9 protein-coding genes are annotated in these 16,424 nt (G+C 63.0%); 3 read left to right on the plus strand and 6 right to left on the minus strand.

Translation table 11 applies throughout. The annotated features are described in order from the left end of the window. The first annotated feature begins 90 nt into the window (after nucleotides 1-90). Together ABQZ09_RS01565 and ABQZ09_RS01570 are read left to right on the plus strand one after the other, a co-directional pair. Entirely contained in the window at nucleotides 91-384 is a 294-nt protein-coding gene (locus tag ABQZ09_RS01565) for a hypothetical protein (RefSeq protein ID WP_052077005.1), read from the plus strand. A gap of 868 nt (nucleotides 385-1,252) precedes the next feature. After that, a complete protein-coding gene (locus tag ABQZ09_RS01570) occupies nucleotides 1,253-3,181 on the plus strand; it encodes an alpha-L-fucosidase (RefSeq protein ID WP_349776103.1) in 1,929 nt (642 codons plus the stop codon). A 215-nt stretch (nucleotides 3,182-3,396) separates the two neighbouring features. Here the strand turns inward: ABQZ09_RS01570 and ABQZ09_RS01575 are convergent, their stop codons facing one another. From ABQZ09_RS01575 to ABQZ09_RS01600, 6 genes are all read right to left on the minus strand, one after another. Next, nucleotides 3,397-4,053 (minus strand): hypothetical protein, encoded by a 657-nt coding sequence (locus tag ABQZ09_RS01575; protein ID WP_184552395.1) that lies wholly within the window; start codon nucleotides 4,051-4,053, stop codon nucleotides 3,397-3,399. 251 nt (nucleotides 4,054-4,304) lie between these two features. Then, complete coding sequence (locus ABQZ09_RS01580; protein WP_349775944.1) at nucleotides 4,305-5,327, minus strand: hypothetical protein; 1,023 nt, start codon at nucleotides 5,325-5,327, stop codon at nucleotides 4,305-4,307. A gap of 1,086 nt (nucleotides 5,328-6,413) precedes the next feature. Further along, on the minus strand, nucleotides 6,414-8,981 hold the full coding sequence (gene galA, locus ABQZ09_RS01585; protein ID WP_349775945.1) for a beta-galactosidase GalA: 2,568 nt from the start codon (nucleotides 8,979-8,981) through the stop codon (nucleotides 6,414-6,416). Beyond that, nucleotides 8,978-10,189: a glycoside hydrolase family 53 protein gene (locus ABQZ09_RS01590; RefSeq protein WP_349775946.1), complete on the minus strand. Its 1,212-nt coding sequence runs from the start codon at nucleotides 10,187-10,189 to the stop codon at nucleotides 8,978-8,980. Before ABQZ09_RS01590 ends, galA begins: the two co-directional genes overlap by 4 nt. A gap of 151 nt (nucleotides 10,190-10,340) precedes the next feature. After that, nucleotides 10,341-13,028 carry a TonB-dependent receptor gene (locus ABQZ09_RS01595; RefSeq protein WP_228313741.1) on the minus strand — a complete coding sequence of 896 codons (2,688 nt, stop codon included), beginning with the start codon at nucleotides 13,026-13,028 and terminating at the stop codon, nucleotides 10,341-10,343. 367 nt (nucleotides 13,029-13,395) lie between these two features. Next, the gene (locus ABQZ09_RS01600) at nucleotides 13,396-14,781 is read right to left on the minus strand and encodes a helix-turn-helix domain-containing protein (protein WP_349775947.1); all 1,386 of its coding nucleotides are present in this window, start codon (nucleotides 14,779-14,781) and stop codon (nucleotides 13,396-13,398) included. A 135-nt stretch (nucleotides 14,782-14,916) separates the two neighbouring features. Here ABQZ09_RS01600 and ABQZ09_RS01605 point away from each other — a divergent pair, with 135 nt between their 5' ends. Further along, on the plus strand, nucleotides 14,917-16,422 hold the full coding sequence (locus tag ABQZ09_RS01605) for a CoA-acylating methylmalonate-semialdehyde dehydrogenase (protein ID WP_184552385.1): 1,506 nt from the start codon (nucleotides 14,917-14,919) through the stop codon (nucleotides 16,420-16,422). Nucleotides 16,423-16,424: the final 2 nt, after the last annotated feature.

The following is a 16,424-nucleotide window of genomic DNA, read 5'->3' on the forward strand; positions in this document are numbered from 1 at the left end:
GCTCTCACCGAGGGCTCCGACTGCTACACGGCGTCGTTGCGGCTGCCACGCTAAAGTCGCCGGCCACACAGCAGCTACGACACGCCGCACATGGATAACCGACATCAGGAATGGATGCAGGCCGTCACCGACGCGCTCAGCGACCTGCTGGCCGCGCGCGTTGCGCAGGCCACGCTGCTGGAGGCCATGCTGGTCTCGCATCCGGATCCGGTCGCCTTGAGGAAAGCATGGGACGAGCTGTCGTCTCAGCGGATTGCCGTCGTTGCACAGAACAAGGCCGCCGCTGCGGTGGAGCGGCCGATGGATGGCTACACGCTGGACCAATTCCAGGCCTGGGAAGAAAAGTTTCGCCGCTATTTTCCGCGCGATGTGGATCTGGAATAAACGGAGGCGCGATCGCGCGTTCTTGCCGGCAACCAAAGAGTCGGTGTGCAGTGTGCGCCCTTGAGGCCTGCGTGCTTCGATGATGAGAGCGCTGCACAAGCGGCAATATTCCTGAAGTCCGTTGGCGCATCTCCGGCCCACCAAGCTGGCCAGAGGCATCGGGCTGAAGGTCAGACGCCCCCCATCCGCCCTTCGGGCACCTTCCCCCGCAGGCGGGAGAAGGGACCGCGGTTGCGGTGTGCCATGCACTGGCGTGTCGCATCTCCGGCGGGGGTCACGCTGTAGTTGCCTTGCGCTTGGCAGAGCGCTGCAAGCCACGGATCTCGTCGAGTGCTTTGCCATCGCCGGATCGCTTAAGCATGCTTCTGCGGCAGAAGATGACCGCAACATCTCCGCTGCTGCGTGTGGTGACCGGCCAGGCTATTCCGCTGCCGGAGAGGTGGCCCGATCAGCCAAAGCAGTTGCTGAAACGCGACGACTTGTGGGCTCCCGGCAAGTCAGTGTCGGCCAGAATAAGCAGCTTACGGTCACTATTGAAGCCAATACTTGGCGCATGTCAGTCCGCATCAATTGTCGTGCGGACGATGTTGGTTGTCGTCGGACAGTCATTGTTTGTCCTGTCCGCGGAGCTCGCTTGGCATGCGGAAACAGCATGGACATGCGAGCACCAACGACACAGTGCAGGCCGAGGTCGTTGGCCGCCAAGCCACGAATGCGCGCAGTTGCCTGGCACGCGCGTCAACGCAATCTTTGCAGGGTCTGCGTGTGTATGTGCCGTGCCTTGCACACACGCCTGTCGCTTCAGGGCTGGAACTCTTTCGTCTTTGGAAAAGCTAAGATCGAAGCTTGTGCAATGTCGGAGGCGCCAATGATCGATCGTCGTACCTTTCTTGTCACGGGTGTGGCGGCCGCTGCCGCCAGCTTCAGTGCATCAGCGGCCCGGATCGCGCAGACGCCGCGCGCCAACGGGCCGGCGCCGTGGGGCGCAGTGCCCAGCGCACGCCAGCTGCGGTGGCATCGATGGGAGCAATACGCCTTCGTGCATTTTGCGATGAACACCTTCACCGACAAGGAATGGGGCTACGGCGACGAGGATCCGCGCAAGTTCGATCCCAGCGATTTTTCAGCCGATCAAATTGTCGCTGCGGCCAAGGCCGGCAATCTGAAAGGACTCATTTTCACGGCCAAACACCATGATGGTTTCTGTCTCTGGCCGACACGCCTGACCGAGCATTGCATTCGCAACTCGCCCTACAAGAACGGCAAGGGCGACATCGTCGGCGAAATGGCAGCGGCGTGCCGACGCGCTGGCCTGGCGTTCGGTCTTTACCTCTCGCCCTGGGATCGCAACCACGCCGAGTATGGGCGCCCCGGCTATATCGACTATTTCCGCAAACAGATCGTCGAACTCTGCACGGGCTATGGCGACCTGTTCGAGTTCTGGTTTGACGGTGCCAATGGCGGTGACGGCTATTACGGTGGCGCACGTGAATCGCGCAAGATCGACGCGCCGGCGTACTACAACTGGCCGCGGATGATCGAGCTGGTGCACCAGTACCAACCAATGGCCTGCACCTTCGACCCACTCGGCGCCGATATCCGCTGGGGCGGCAACGAGGACGGCATCGCTGGCGATCCGAGCTGGCCGACCATGCCCAATGCCCCGTACACCCAGGAAAATGGCAATTCCGGCGTGCGCGGCGGGGCGCTGTGGTGGCCGGCTGAAACCAACACGTCGATCCGCCCGGGCTGGTTCTACCATGCCGATGAAGACGGCAAGGTGCGTAGCCCGGAAAACCTGGTGCGCTATTTCGACACCTCGGTGGCGCGCGGCACCAACATGAACCTCAATCTCCCGCCCGACCGACGCGGCTGCATTCCCGATCACGACGTGGCGGTGCTGCAGAGTTTCGGCGATGCGATCCGCGCCAGCTTCGCCATCGATCTGGCCAAGGGCGCCAAGGCCAGTGCCAGTGCGTCGCGGGGTGCCGGATTCGAGCCGGCGCGCGTGCTTGACCGCCAGCCGGATAGCTACTGGTCCACGCCGGATGCGGTCACCACGCCCACGCTGACACTGGAGCTGTCGGCGGTGCACAGCTTCGACCTGATCCGGCTACGCGAATACCTGCCGCTGGGCGTGCGCGTCACCCGCTTCGCGGTCGAAGCCGAGGTCGATGGGCAATGGCGGCGGCTGGCCGAAGCGCAGTGCATCGGTGCGCAGCGCATCTTGCGGCTGGATCGCCCAATCGCCGCGCGCCGGGTGCGCCTGGTCGTGCTCGAGGCGCCGGTGTGCCCGGCAATCAGCGAATTCGCGCTGTTTCGCGCGGTTGCGCCGGTGCCGGTCGCGCGGCCGACGGCGACCGCGCCGGATGTGCTGTCCAGCGCTGGCTGGCGCATCGTCGAGGCCAGCGCGCCAGGGGCGGATACGTTGCTGGACGACGATGCCAGCACGATCTGGATCACGCCCGCTCCCACCCAGGGTCACCCCGTGCAGGTGACCATCGACTTGGGTGCGCTGCGTCAGGTTGCCGGTTTCAGCCTCACGCCCTCGCGCACGGTCATGAACGGTGCGGCGCCGCCGAAGGGCTATCGCGCCGAAACCAGTGAAGATGGCCGGCAGTGGCAGCCCGCCGGTGCCGGCGAGCTGTCCAATATCGCCTATGCGCTCTCGACCCAACGCCTGAATTTCCCCGAAGTCCGCCAGATCCGCTACCTGCGGCTGTCGTTCGCGGAAACCGCGGTGCCTGCCGAGCGGCTGGCGATTGCGGGGATCGGTGCGTTTTCGCGTTTGCGATGAAATATGCACTCCCGCGCGGCAGGTGCCGCGTGGGAGACTTTGCATGAGCACGGTACGAGCCTCGGAAACAGCAAAGCGTAAATACCGACCATATGGCTCTCGCGCATTTAGCGCTGCGGACGCCTCAGAACGTCTTAAGGAGTGCCCACTCAGTCAAGTGGGCACTCCACGATCACGGTCTAGTTCAAGAGAAATTCTTGAACAAAACTGGTCTGTTAGACAGGGTCGTACTCACAAGCCACGTATCGAAATTCGGGCAGATACCCCGTTTTGTCGTAATTGCCGCCGTAGTAGTCACACCTCCAGTTAGGTCCGCCCTGCCAGGTTTTGGTCCAGCCCTGCTGGCAGCTGCCATTTTGAAACCACCCCGAATTGCTGCCGGAAACATGGGTGGTTCCCATGCGTTCGCCGATGAGAACAGCAGGGGCGTACCTGGAGTGCGCTTTCGGTGGGCAAGAGTTCTCCTCGGCGCGTTCGTTGCACTCTTGCCAACTTCTGTTGTAACTGCCGGAAAGGGAAAGGCCTGAAAGTTTGAAGGGTAAATCCCAGTCTGCGCTTAGGCCAACGTTAAAGTCCTGGCCTCGGCAAGTTCCGCGAGCAGTAGAGCGGGTGGACGTTGGGCAGTGTGCCGCATCTCCGTAACACACCGCTTGGGTGCCCTCGTCTTCAAAGAAGGATTTCTGATCTTTTTTCTGCTGCCATCCGCCGAAGGTGGTGTGCAAGTGAGGGTTCTGCGCACCAGCCTGCGCAGTTCCCACAATGATCAACGCGAGAAAAATCGCGTAAATGTATTTGCTTGGGTTAATTTTCATTTCGGTCTCCATCGGGTAGTTGAATTTTAAAAATACAGTTTTCGGCGTAACCTCAATCATGCGAGGTCCAAATACCGCAAAGGCTCTAGGTTCGCAGTTGTCCAGTTAGGAGTTACTTTTTTTTTACTGTTTTTGGGGTGCAAAGTGCTGGCTTCTCAGCGTGCGCGGAAAAAATGTTGTAGTCGCGAGCTGGGGGGGTCTACAGATTCTTCAGTTGAGCGGTAGTGCCCGTTTGCATTTAAAATATGTTCTAGGGCGTCGCAAATGAAGTGACGTGGTGTGCGCCTCGGCAATTTAGAGCTGGTGCGTGGCTAGCTGTGCCCCTGTACCAAAGATTGTAAAATCTCCCGTTCTTCAAGCGATGCAGAGGGTCGCGACACAGCCGTGGTGAGCGTCGACCTGAGGGGCGGCGTCAGTTCCACATCGCCACTTGCGATGGAGTTGAGGGTCTGCCTCACCAAAGGCTCGGTCGCGCCGCTCCTCAGGTAGTTCACCGCTGCATCTGCTGCGGCGTCGGGGGAAGAGAGTCGGTAAATCTTCTGTGCGGCCAGTGCCCTCACCCGTTCGTCGCCATCTCCTGACACAAGCGAGTTCATTTGGGCAATTGCATTGCTTCGCAGGCCTCTTGCGTCTGCAGATGTATCCTCCTCGATCGTGCCGATAAAGTTTAATGCCGCCACCGACGTGGGGACGTCGTTTGAGTGGTTATTAAGAGAGGACATCGCTTGCGATAATGTTTCTTTAGATGCTGTTCCAGGAAAGTTGGAGTACGTTTTGTACATCTGCGCGTAAAGGCTTGTGTCTTTACTGGCCCAGATGCGGTTCGCCTCGTCTACCATCATTTGTCTGCCGGTCGAGCTGCGAACAATCATGTTCTGGAGAATTTCGCGGTTGGCGGCATCTTGTGCAGGGATCTTGGCATAGTAGTCGGCCACCGCTTTTCGTGCTTCCGGGTTGGAATCAATAGTGCTCAGTAAGCGGGACATGAATATGTCTCTCTGCTGCCGGGTCATCGGATGACCCGAGTCCCAGCTATCATAAAACTCTTGCAAACGTTGTTGGACCTCGCCCTTTGCGAACGGCTTATCGCTTTCGGACGTCGAAAATTCATTCAATTCAAGCCCATTATTCACCCTCTCAGGGCTGGGTGCATGGTGGGCATTAACGCTCTGAGGCAGCTGGGGAGCCGGGCTTGCTGAGCTGCCCGGCCGGGCAATAGGGGTTTGTGCAGCGAGATATACGAATGAGCAGATTCCGACAGTTGCGAGGGCTCCTGCCAATATAAGTAATGAAGTATTTTTATTCGTGGCCTTTGTGTTGATAAATTCAGTCATCTCTTTTCCTTGCTGTGGTAGGTACTTTTGTGGACTGAATGCGACGCGATGAGATTCAACCACTCCAATGCGATGCAGGGCGGGCGGCTAATGGTTACGCTTGATCGCGGAGCGCACGCCTGGAGCATGCTGCCCGATTAAAGGAGCTTTTTCTTTATATTTCTAATCGATAATTTGGAAATGTAGATATCGAGTTGAGGTGCGGCACTTGGTAGGTGAGACTGATTTTTGCCGCAGGCGACGGCTGGTTTAAAACGTCGGGTAAACGTATCTGTTCAGATAAGCTTGCTGATGTCGGCGCGTGACACATATCGCGACTTCCTGGAATAAAGTGGGTTACCACCTTTTTGAACTATCTCAAAAACTTTTGTTTTTCTACGTGTGCGGTATTTTCTGGTCGTTACTCTCAAGAGATGACTTTGTCGTCCTGCTTCAGGGAGAGCGGGTCATTGCGAAGTGGCGCGGAGTTTAACGACGAATATCTCACTTCTCGGCGCGAATTCGCTGTAAAAATTTAGATGGGATACGTGGTCTAGCATTTAGGGTAGGACGTGGATGCATCGTGTGGCGCCGGTGTACTGTGATCACAGCTGGCTGCCGTCAGTCCAAAAAAAATTTCTGCGCGGGCACTCAAACGGCATGTATGGGGCTGTTTAGGGTCCTCGGTGCGCTGGATTTGCGCCAAGCCGTTTCGGCGGCGAGTCCGTGCCGAAGTGCAAAAACAATGAAGGTCACGGCACGCTGGGCCAAAACTTGCATTGAGCAAGGGCTTGATGGGACGCCTGTGCCAAGCAGTGCTTCGAGGATACGATGCTGGGTGGCACCTTGCCCGCGATGCGGGAAAGTCACGTGACCTGGGAGGCGCCCAGCGAAACTGCGAGCAACGGACATTGCGTCCACTGTGTCTCGTGGATCGTCGGCCTTAGGAGCGCCCGCCATTTCGACGGAAACAAAGGCGGGCTCACCTTCTGTCCACTCGTTAGCCGACCATCGTATCGGGGTGGCCGGAGATGAGCCCGTTCAATGCCGGGCACCGTCAGATGCCGGGCCCATCGGATGAAGCGCCCGCGAGGCACCGCGGGCGACTCAGGGAACAAAGGCGCGAGGCTTAGCTGCTTTGGCACTCAAGTGGAGTGGTTGAGACGTCAAGCCAACCGCACTGGCCTGCAACACGATCTCACCAGCCGTGCGCGTGGTCTGCAACAGCGCCGCACACAGCCCATTGAACGCCTTGCGTTGCGGCGCCTTGTCGTCCTCGTGGCTGCTGGGGTCGCCGTTGCCGACGCCGATCAGCTTGCCTGCGCCGTGCACGGCGAACTGCACTTGCGTGTCGGCAGTGGGAACGAGGCGGCCTTGTGCATCGACAATCTCTACCTTCACCACCGCCACATCTTCGGCGTCGGCGCGCAGTGCGTTGCGATCGCAACTCAGGCGGATCGCGGCCGGCTTGCCCGCGGTTTCGCGGCGTTCGGTGAGTACCAACTTGCCGCCGCGATAGCCGCGCGCTTCGATCGCGCCCGGTGCGTACGCCACGCGCCATTCAACGTGGCCGTAAGCGGGCACCTGCTGCAGGCCCTGGCTGACGCCGTTGACCAGCAGTTCGACCGCTTCGAGATTGCTGTGGCACCAGACCTGTACGTGGCCGTTGTCGTCGGCTTGCAGCAGGCCGTCCCAGTTCCAGTGCGGGAACAGGTGCAGCACCGGTTCGCTGGTCCATTGCGCGCGGTAGTACCAGTAGTTGTCCTTGGGAAAGCCGCAGCTGTCGAGGACGCCGAATTGCGAGGCGACATTCGGCCAGCGGTTGTAGGGCGTGGGTTCGCCGCGGTAGTCGAAGCCGGTCCAGATAAAGCCGCCGGCGATGTACGGGCGCTGCGCGACATAGCTCCACCAAGCTTCGGCGGTGCTGGCCCACCAGGGGTGATCGAGGTCGTAGGCGCGGGTGTAGCCGCGTTTGTCGGCGCGCTGGTAGTTGCCGCGCACCGACACGGTGCTGCCGGTTTCGCTGCCGTAGATCGGAATGTGGGGGTATTGCGCGTGGAAGCCGTCCATCTGGCTGGTGCGGTAGTTGAAGCCGACTACATCGACCACTTGGCCGACGCCATCGCCGAAGCCTTTATCCATGGCAAAGGTGGTGGGGCGGGTGGGGTCGAGCTGGCGCACGCGCTGCTGCATGCGGGCGACGATACGCGCACCGCGCTCGGTGACCTGCTGCGGTTCTTCATTGCCCAGCGACCACAGGAGGACGCTGGGATGATTGCGGCCGCGCCGTACCATGGTCTCCAGTTCGCCCATGGCCTCGGGGTCGGTGGACATGCGGCGGGTTTCTTCGATTACGAACATGCCCAGGCGATCGCAGAGCGCGAGCAGTTCCGGTGTGGCCGGATTGTGCGAGCTGCGGTAGGCGTTGCAGCCCATCGACTTGAGCTGGCGCAGGCGCCACTCATGCAGGCTGTCCGGGATGGCGGTGCCGACGCCGGCATGGTCCTGGTGATTGTTGGTGCCGTGCAGCTTGAGCGGTGTGCCATTCAACAAGAAGCCGCGCTGCGCATCGAAGGCGATGCTGCGCACGCCGAACGGTGTGACCAATGCATCGACCGCCTTGCCGTCGCTGTGCACGCTGGTGGTCAGGCTGTAGAGCTGCGGGGTGTCGATCGACCACAGCGCGGCCTGGCCGAGCGGAAGGGTCTGTTCGACGACCTGCACCTGGCCCGGCGCAACCGTGATGGTTGCGCTGGCTGCCTGGGCAACGGTGCGTCCATCCGGTGCGGTGATGCGCGCCTGCACCACGCATTGGCGTGGCGCTGTACCGTCGTTGCGCACCTCGGTGGCGAGCTGCGCAGTGGCGTTGCCGTCCTGCACGGTGCTGCGCACGAACACGCCGTCTCGCGGCAGATGCAGCGGGTCGGTCTTCTGCAGCCACAGATGCCGGTAGATGCCGGCGCCTTCGTAGAACCAGCCTTCGCCCAGCGTGGCATCCACGCGAATGGCGATGATGTTGGGCTTGGCATAGTCGAGCACCTCGCTGAGGTCGACCTCGAAGCCACAATAGCCGCTGGCATTGCGGCCGACGATATGGCCGTTGCAGAACACGATGCAGTCGCGGAACACACCGTCGAACACCAGGCAGATACGCTTGCCAAGATCGCCTGCCGGAATCTGCAACGTGCGCCGGTACCAGCCCACGCTGTTTTGCGGGAAGCTGGTGCCCAGTGCCTTGTAGCCATGCGCGGCGGCCGGGTCTTCTTCGGTCATCGAGGCCGAGATCGGCTCAGGACGGAAGGGCAGGGTGACGGCCCAGTCGTGTGGCAGGTCCACCTGCTGCCAGGCACTGTCATCGAACGCCAGCTGCGCGGCGGTCGCGGTGTCCTTGCCGGCCTTGGCGAAGGTGCGTTGGAAGGTGCCGAACTGGAAATCGCGCGATGCATCACTGGCGTGGCCCAGGTGGAAGCGCCAACCGAAGTCGAACAGCAGTCGCTCACGCGGTGCCAGCGCTGCATCGCCCAACGGCGCAGGCGTTGCGGAGCCTTTTGCAGCGGCCGGGGCAGCCGCAGCGCCGGCAGACACCAGTGCACCGGCTGCGCCCACCGGCAATGCGGCGCTCACGCCACTGGCCAGCATGCCGCGCAGCAACTCACGCCGATTGATGCCACTCATGGCAGCGTCCTTTTGCCTGCTTCTGCGGAACCGTCTGGCGTACTCGCAGCATGTTCGCTTGCGCTGGGCTTACGCGATGCAGGCACACCGGTGTACGGGTGGCGCATGAAGTCGATTGCCGGTAGCACCTCGTTGCCATGCTTGAAATCGAAGAAGCTGGCGTTTTCCCATGACGAGCCGGTGCCCCAGCGCGTCTTGCAACTGCTGCTGGTCCATGCCGGCTCCCAATACACCACGCCGGCGCCACCGGTATCGATGACCAGTTGGGTGAGATCGATCATGTACTTCGCCTGGCCCTGCGGTGTGGCCGGGTAGCCGGCAATCAGCGAGTCTTCGCCGAGCAGGTTATGCGAGGTGTCGCCGGCGTCCAGCGTCCACGGGTATGCGGTTTCCACGACCACCACATCGGCGTCATAACGGCCGCGCAGGCGCTTGATGGTCTTGCCCAGCTGCGCCATCGATTGGGTGGACCACTTGCGGTAGTAGCTGATGCCGATCAGATCGAAATCGGTGACCCCGGCCTTGGTGGCCGCGGCAAACCACGGCTCCACATTTTCCGGCTGGGCGATATGCAGCATCACCCGCGGCTTGATGGCGGAGCGCGCGCTCATGTCGCGCACTGCCTTGATGCCGGCATTGAACAGCTTGGCGTTGCGCTGCCAGTTGATCGGGCGCTTCTTGTCCCACGGCGTGCTGTCCATCAGGTCGGAATTGCTTTCGTTGCCCACCTGCACCAGCTCTGGCATCAGGCCGGCGCGGTCGAGTGCGCTGAGCGTGTCGTAGGTGAAGCCGTAGAGCGTGCGCGCCAGCTCGTCGGTGTCGGTGATGCTGGCCCAGGCCTTGGGAATCAGCTGCTTCTCGCCATCGGCCCAATCGTCGGAATAGTGTAGGTCCAGCAACACCTGCATGCCTTGCGCACGTGCGCGCGCAATGGTTTTCTTGACGTCGGACAGGTCGCTGTATTTGGTCCAGCGCGCATCGTTCCACAGGCGCACCCGCACCAGGTTGGCGCCATGTGCGTGGAAAATTTCGAACGGATCGGTGACCACGCCGTTCTCGCGATATTGCACGCCGCATTCCTCCATCTCGTTGACGTAGGACAGGTCCGCGCCGAGATACAGCGTGGCCGGCGCCGGGCCGGCGTGTGCGGAGGTGGAGATGGCCAGCGCCAGTAGCGCGGGCGTCCAGAGACGGCGTGGTGAGCGCATGCAATTCCTCGACTGATAAGCGTGGAGCAGGGGAGAGCCTGCCGCAGGCAACCGCGCTGCTACGCGGCCGCTGGGCAGAATCCAAGCATGGGTTGCAGATTGGATTCCATACGGCGGCCGCGGTTTTGTGCAGGTGTTTTGTTGGCTGCGCTTAGAACCGGTAGGTCGCTTCCAGCTGGTAACGGCGGCCGAATACCTGGTAGCCGCCATCGTCCTGGTTGGCCAGACGGTTGGGCTTGTTGTCGGTGTAGGCGCGCAGCGGCTCGTTGGTGAGATTGCCGGCCTGGAAGCGGAAGCCCAGCTGCTTGCTGTACTGCCAGTTCAGGCTCAGATCCACCGTGCCTTCGCTCTGCAGGCGTGCCAGGCGCGCGGCATTCCAGCCGTACACCACAGTGTAGGGGCTGTGGTACTTGTAGCCCACGCGCGCTTCGAAGGTGCCGTTGCTGTACCAGAGGTCGAAGGTGCCGGTCTTGCGTGCCAGGCCACTGAGCGGCAGCGGGTTGTCTTCCGGCGAGAATTCCTTGAGGTTGGAATCCACCAACGAGAAGTTGGAGTAAACGCCGAAATTTTCCATGTGCGGGATGAAATAGAACGGCGTCTGGAAGGTGAGTTCGACACCGTTGATATGGCCGCCGCCGCCATTGAAGGGCGCGCTGACCAGGTAATCCAGGCCGTTGATGATTTCGCGGTCGGTGCGGTAGCCGATGCTGGAATCCACTTCCTTGCGGTACACCGCCAACGCCGCCAAGGCTTCCTTATGGAAGTACCACTCGTAGGACACGTCGACCTGGGTGGCCTTGAACGGGTCCAGCTGCGGGTTGCCGCCGCTGCCGGTGAGCTGGCCGACGGTGACGCTGGGGTCGTCCAGGCGACGGCCGGTGCGCAGCTCGTCCAGCGGCGGACGCGCGATGACCTTAGCCACCGCAAAGCGCAGGATGCGCTGGTCGTCGATCAGGAAGTTGAGCGTGGCGCTGGGCAGGACGTCGGTGTATTCCTTGCTGTCGGTGCTGGGCTGGATGGTGCTGCCCACCGAATCGAACCCGTCGCTGGTGGTCTTGGTGTTGACCAGGCGCACGCCGACATTGCCGGTGACATCGGTGCCGAACAGTTGCGAGCTGAAGACCGCCTTGGCGAAGGCTTCGCGCACATCTTCCTTGACGTTCCAATGGTCGAGCAGTTGTTCGTCGAGCGTGCCCGGATCGAAACCGCCAAAGCCCACCCGCGCGATCTCGGCCATGTTGCCGCCGGTCAGCGTGGGCACGTTCAAGTCGGGCATGGTGACCGGATAGATCAGGTCCTGGTATGCCGCGATCGGTTGATCGAATCCGGACTGGTTGCCGATGAAGCGGCGGTTCTGTTTTTCGCGTCGTGCCGCGCGCGCACCGAACTCCAGCGAATTGAACGGACCTGCGTCCACCGCGCGGCTGGCGTTGAGCGCCAGCGCGGCGATCTTGTCGCGCAGCGCCTGCGGCTCGGTCTGGCCGTTGATGCCCCACTCGGGCGTGTCCGAGCTGGTGCTGATGGTGGGGGTGACGCTGCGGCGGAAATCGAATGAAACGGTGTCCGGGTTGCTGCCGAAGCGCACGGCCTGCCAGGTGTTGTCGCGCTTGGCCTGCGAGAACGACAGGTCGCTGCCCAACGTCCACACATCGCCGCTCCACTTGGCGTTCAAACCGCCGGCGGTCAGCGTCTTGACCTCGTTGTAGTGGCTGACCACATGGTCGACCTGCAGGTTGGAATTGGCCAGGGTGCCGGCCACCACGTCGCCGTCGACGATGGTGTAGGAGGAGCCCGGCGTGGTGTACGGATTGGCGCCGGTCGAGAAGGTGCTGAAGGCCAGGCCGTTGAACCAGTTCTGCAACTGGTCTTCGTCGATCTCGATGCGCGAATACAGGCCGTCGAACTTGAGTTCGAAGTTGCCCGAGCGCCACTGCACGGTGCCCATCGCGCCGGTGCGGGTCTGCTCGGTCAGCTTGAGCTGGTCGGCTGCGCCGAAGGGGGTGGGGTCCACGGTGCCGTCGCCATCCACATCGCGCGAGGTGGCGGCATCGGTATAGCCCCAGCTGCCGATCGAGGAGTTGGCGTTTTTCTGCTTCTGATAGGTGGCGCCCAGTGCCACCGCCAGGTTGTCGTTGATCTTGTGCACCCAGCTGGCGCCGAGGCGGCTGCCCCACGGGCTGTAGCCGTCCACATCCTTGGCGTGGTCGTAGAACACCGGGCCGGCGGTGCCGACGAAGCCGGGGCCGGTGTAGTCGAGCGGACTGATGGTGGAGATGTCCACGGTGGCGGCCAGGCCGCCGGCGACCAGATCCGCCGACTGGGTCTTGTAGACCTTGACGGTGGAGACGATCTCGGTGGGAAACACTTCCCAGCGCACCGCGCGGTTGGGTTCGGAGGAGGCGATCTCGCGGCCGTTGACGGTGCCCATGGTCATGCGCGGGCCCAGGCCGCGCACGGTAGCCAGGCTTTCGTTGCCGCGGTCGCGGGTGCCGTTGACGCCGGGCAGGCGCACCAGCGCTTCGGCCACGGTGACATTGGGCATCTGGCCCATGTTGTCGGCCGAGATCACTTCCATGACGTGATCGGACATCTGCTTGGTCTGCACGGCCTGGTTGAGGCTGGCGCGCTGGCCGATCACGGTGATGTTGTCCAGGGTCACCGGCGCCTGGCCGCTGGCGGCGCTGCTGCTGGTGGCCGGCGGCGCAGCAGGCGCGGTGTCCTGGGCCTGCGCACTGAAGGCGGTGGCCAGGACCAGGGCGATGGTGGTGCAGAGGACGTCGCGGACCGGGGTGCGGCGCAGGCGCCGGCTGGCCGAATGGCCGGTGTGGTGAACAGGCATCGGTTGATCCCTCCCAGGACAAAGTGACCGAATGAATGGTGGCGGCTGCCGTGGCCCACCGGCGCCGGCGTGGGTCTGGCGCGGTCGAGCGGGCGTGGCGGAGTGGTGCGGTGCTGTATTACTGGAGCGTTGGTTGCCGTGGCGCTGCGGCGAACGATGTCGCGCTGGCGTCCCCTTGTCCTGCATGTGTCCGCTTCAGGGTAGAAGCGCGAGTCATTCCATTCCAATGAAGCATTTTGCGGCAGCTATCTCAGCTTGGAATGCTGCGCTGCAGCGCTAGCGCCTGCTTGGTCACACTTCCGTGGTGGGTGCCTGTTTCACCAGCCGAAGTTGCCCAGGGTGCCGCCCCGGCACCGTGGTCTCGCCGCTAACGTGTGTTGGCGGCGAGCCGGGGCAATGCAGGGAAGGCGCGCTGCACGCAATCGCTGCGCTCGCAGGTCAGGCATCCCGGGCCGATCGGCACCGCATCGTCCACCGCGTCCAGATCCCAGCCGCGCGCATACACCAACTGGTCGGCATGGCGCAGGTCGCAGCCCATCGCCAGCGCGAAGGTCTTGCGCGGGCGGCCGTAGCCCGGCGCGCCGCTGCTGACCTGCCGCGCCAGCCAGAAATAGCGGCGTCCGTCGGGCATGCGCGCGATCTGGGTCAGGATGCGGTCGGGCTGGTTGAATGCCTCGTACACGATCCATAGCGGGCACGCGCCGCCGACGTGCGAGAAATGAAAGTCGGTGGCCGAGTGGCGCTTGGAGACGTTGCCGGCCCGATCCACCCGCATGAAGAAGATCGGCAGCCCGGCCGCCCCCCGTCGCTGCAGGGTGCTGAGCCGATGGCACACCGCCTCGAAGCCGACCCCGAAGCGGTCCGCCAGCCATTCGATGTCGTAGCGCGAGCGATGTGCGCTGTGCAGGAACTGGCTGTACGGCATCACCAGCGCGCCGGCGAAATAATTGGACAACCCGATGCGCGAAAGCGCGATGCGCTCGGCATCGGCGAAGCCGGCATCGGCAATGCGCGCGTCCAGCAGCGGTGCGCATTCCAGCAATGCCAGCTGCGCGGCCATCTGGAAAGCCTGCTGGCCGGGGCGCAGATGCGCCGGCAGCCACAGCACGCGCGCCTGCGCATCCACGGCGCGCTTGTCGCTTTGCAGGTCGGTGGCCTCCTGCACGAGCAGGCCGTGGCGATCGGCCAGGCGTTGGCGCAGCCGCAGCGGCAGGTTTTCCGGGGTCAGCCCCAGTTCGGCATACAGCGCCTCGGCGCGTTCGTCCAGTTCGGGCAGGTAGTTGTGCGCGCGGTTGAAGTAGTCGCGCACCTGTTCGCCGGGCGACAGCGAGGGCAGGGCGGCGTGCTCTACCCCGATCTGCACCTCCAGCGCAGCATTGCGCTCGAGCAGCTGCTGATGGGCGCGATGCAGGTCCAGTAGCGCCTGCGCCACCTGCGGCAGGTTGCCGGTAAGCGCACGCAGTTCGGCCGGCGACAACGTATGGCCCAGGCTGCGCAGCGATTCATCCAGCGGTTCGACCAGCGCGGCCGGGTCGTCCAGGTCCAGCAGGCCGTCCAGATCGCCCAGCGTGGCCTTGAGCCGCTGCTGGATCGCCAGGGTGAGCGGGCGCTGGTTGCGCTCGATCTGGTTAAGATAGCTCGGCGACAGCCCTAGCCGGCGCGCCAGCTCGGCCTGGGTCAGGCCGTGGCGCTGACGCAGCCGCAGCAGGCGCAGGCCGAGCTGGTGGCGGAACGGGGACTGCGACTGGGGCATTCGCAATATTCGCAAAATTGTGCCGCCAGCTTAGCGCGATTAAGCAGATGCTGGCTGGGAATGCGAGCGCGCGCTGCGAACAATGCGAAGAAACTGGGCCGTCCGGCCCGATGTCTTCTATGAGCGAGCCCTGCAATGAGCGAATCCGTCCCCCGTGTGTCCTTGTTGATCGACGGCGAGTTGGTGGTCTCTGCCAGCGACCGTTGGCAGGACGTGGTCAATCCGGCCGACCAGTCGGTGCTGGCGCAGGTGCCGTTCGCCACCGCCGCAGAAGTGGACGCGGCAGTGGCCGCGGCCAGCCGGGCCTTCGTCAGCTGGCGCAAGACGCCGATCGGCACACGCGCGCGCATCTTTCTGAAGTACCAGCAGCTGATCCGCGAGCACATGCCCGAGCTGGCCGCGCTGCTGAGCGCCGAGCAGGGCAAGACCCTGGCCGATGCCGAAGGCGATGTATTTCGCGGGCTGGAAGTGGTGGAGCACGCCGCGGCGATCGGCAACCTGCAGCTGGGCGAGTTGGCCAACAACGTGGCCAATGGCGTGGATACCTACAGCCTGCTGCAGCCGTTGGGCGTGTGCGCGGGCATCACCCCGTTCAACTTCCCGGCGATGATTCCGCTGTGGATGTTCCCGATGGCCATCGCGACCGGCAACACCTTCGTGCTCAAGCCTTCCGAGCAGGACCCGATGGTGACCATGCGGCTGGTGGAACTTGCGCTGGAAGCCGGCATTCCCAGGGGCGTGCTCAACGTGGTGCATGGCGGCGAGGACGTGGTCAACGCGCTGTGCGATCACCCGGACATCAAGGCGCTGTCGTTTGTCGGCTCCACCAAGGTGGGGACGCACGTCTATCGACGCGCCTCGCTGGCCGGCAAGCGGGTGCAGTGCATGATGGGCGCCAAGAATCACGCCGTGGTGTTGCCGGACGCCAACCAGGAGCAGACCCTCAATGCGATGGTCGGCGCCGCATTCGGTGCTGCCGGCCAGCGCTGCATGGCGGCGTCCACGCTGGTCCTGGTGGGTGAAGCGCGCGCGTGGATTCCGCAGCTGGTGGCCAAGGCCAAGGGCTTGAAGATCGGCGCCGGCAACGCCCCGGGCACCGAGGTTGGCCCGCTGATTTCCTGCGCCGCGCGCGAGCGGGTGGAAGGCTTGATCGCCTCCGGCGTGGAGCAGGGCGCCACGCTGGAACTGGATGGTCGCGCCCCGAGCGTGCCGGGGTTCGAGCAGGGCAACTTTGTCGGCCCGACCATCTTCTCCGGAGTCAAACCCGGCATGCGCATCTACGACGAAGAAATCTTCGGGCCGGTACTGGTGATTCTGGAAGCCGCCACGCTGGACGAAGCCATCGCCTTGGTCAACGCCAATCCCAACGGCAACGGCACGGCGTTGTTCACCCAATCCGGTGCGGCCGCGCGGCGTTTCCAGGAAGACATCGACGTAGGCCAGGTCGGCATCAACGTGCCGATTCCGGTACCTGTGCCGCTGTTTTCGTTCACCGGTTCGCGCGCCTCCAAGCTCGGAGACCTGGGCCCGTACGGCAAACAGGTGGTGATGTTCTACACCCAGACCAAGACCGTGACCGCGCGCTGGTTCGACGACGAAACGCTGGGCCACGGCGTCAACACCACCATCTCTCTCAAGTGACC

This window comes from Xanthomonas sp. WHRI 6106, from assembly GCF_040202405.1.
GTDB classification, from domain to species: domain Bacteria; phylum Pseudomonadota; class Gammaproteobacteria; order Xanthomonadales; family Xanthomonadaceae; genus Xanthomonas; species Xanthomonas cannabis.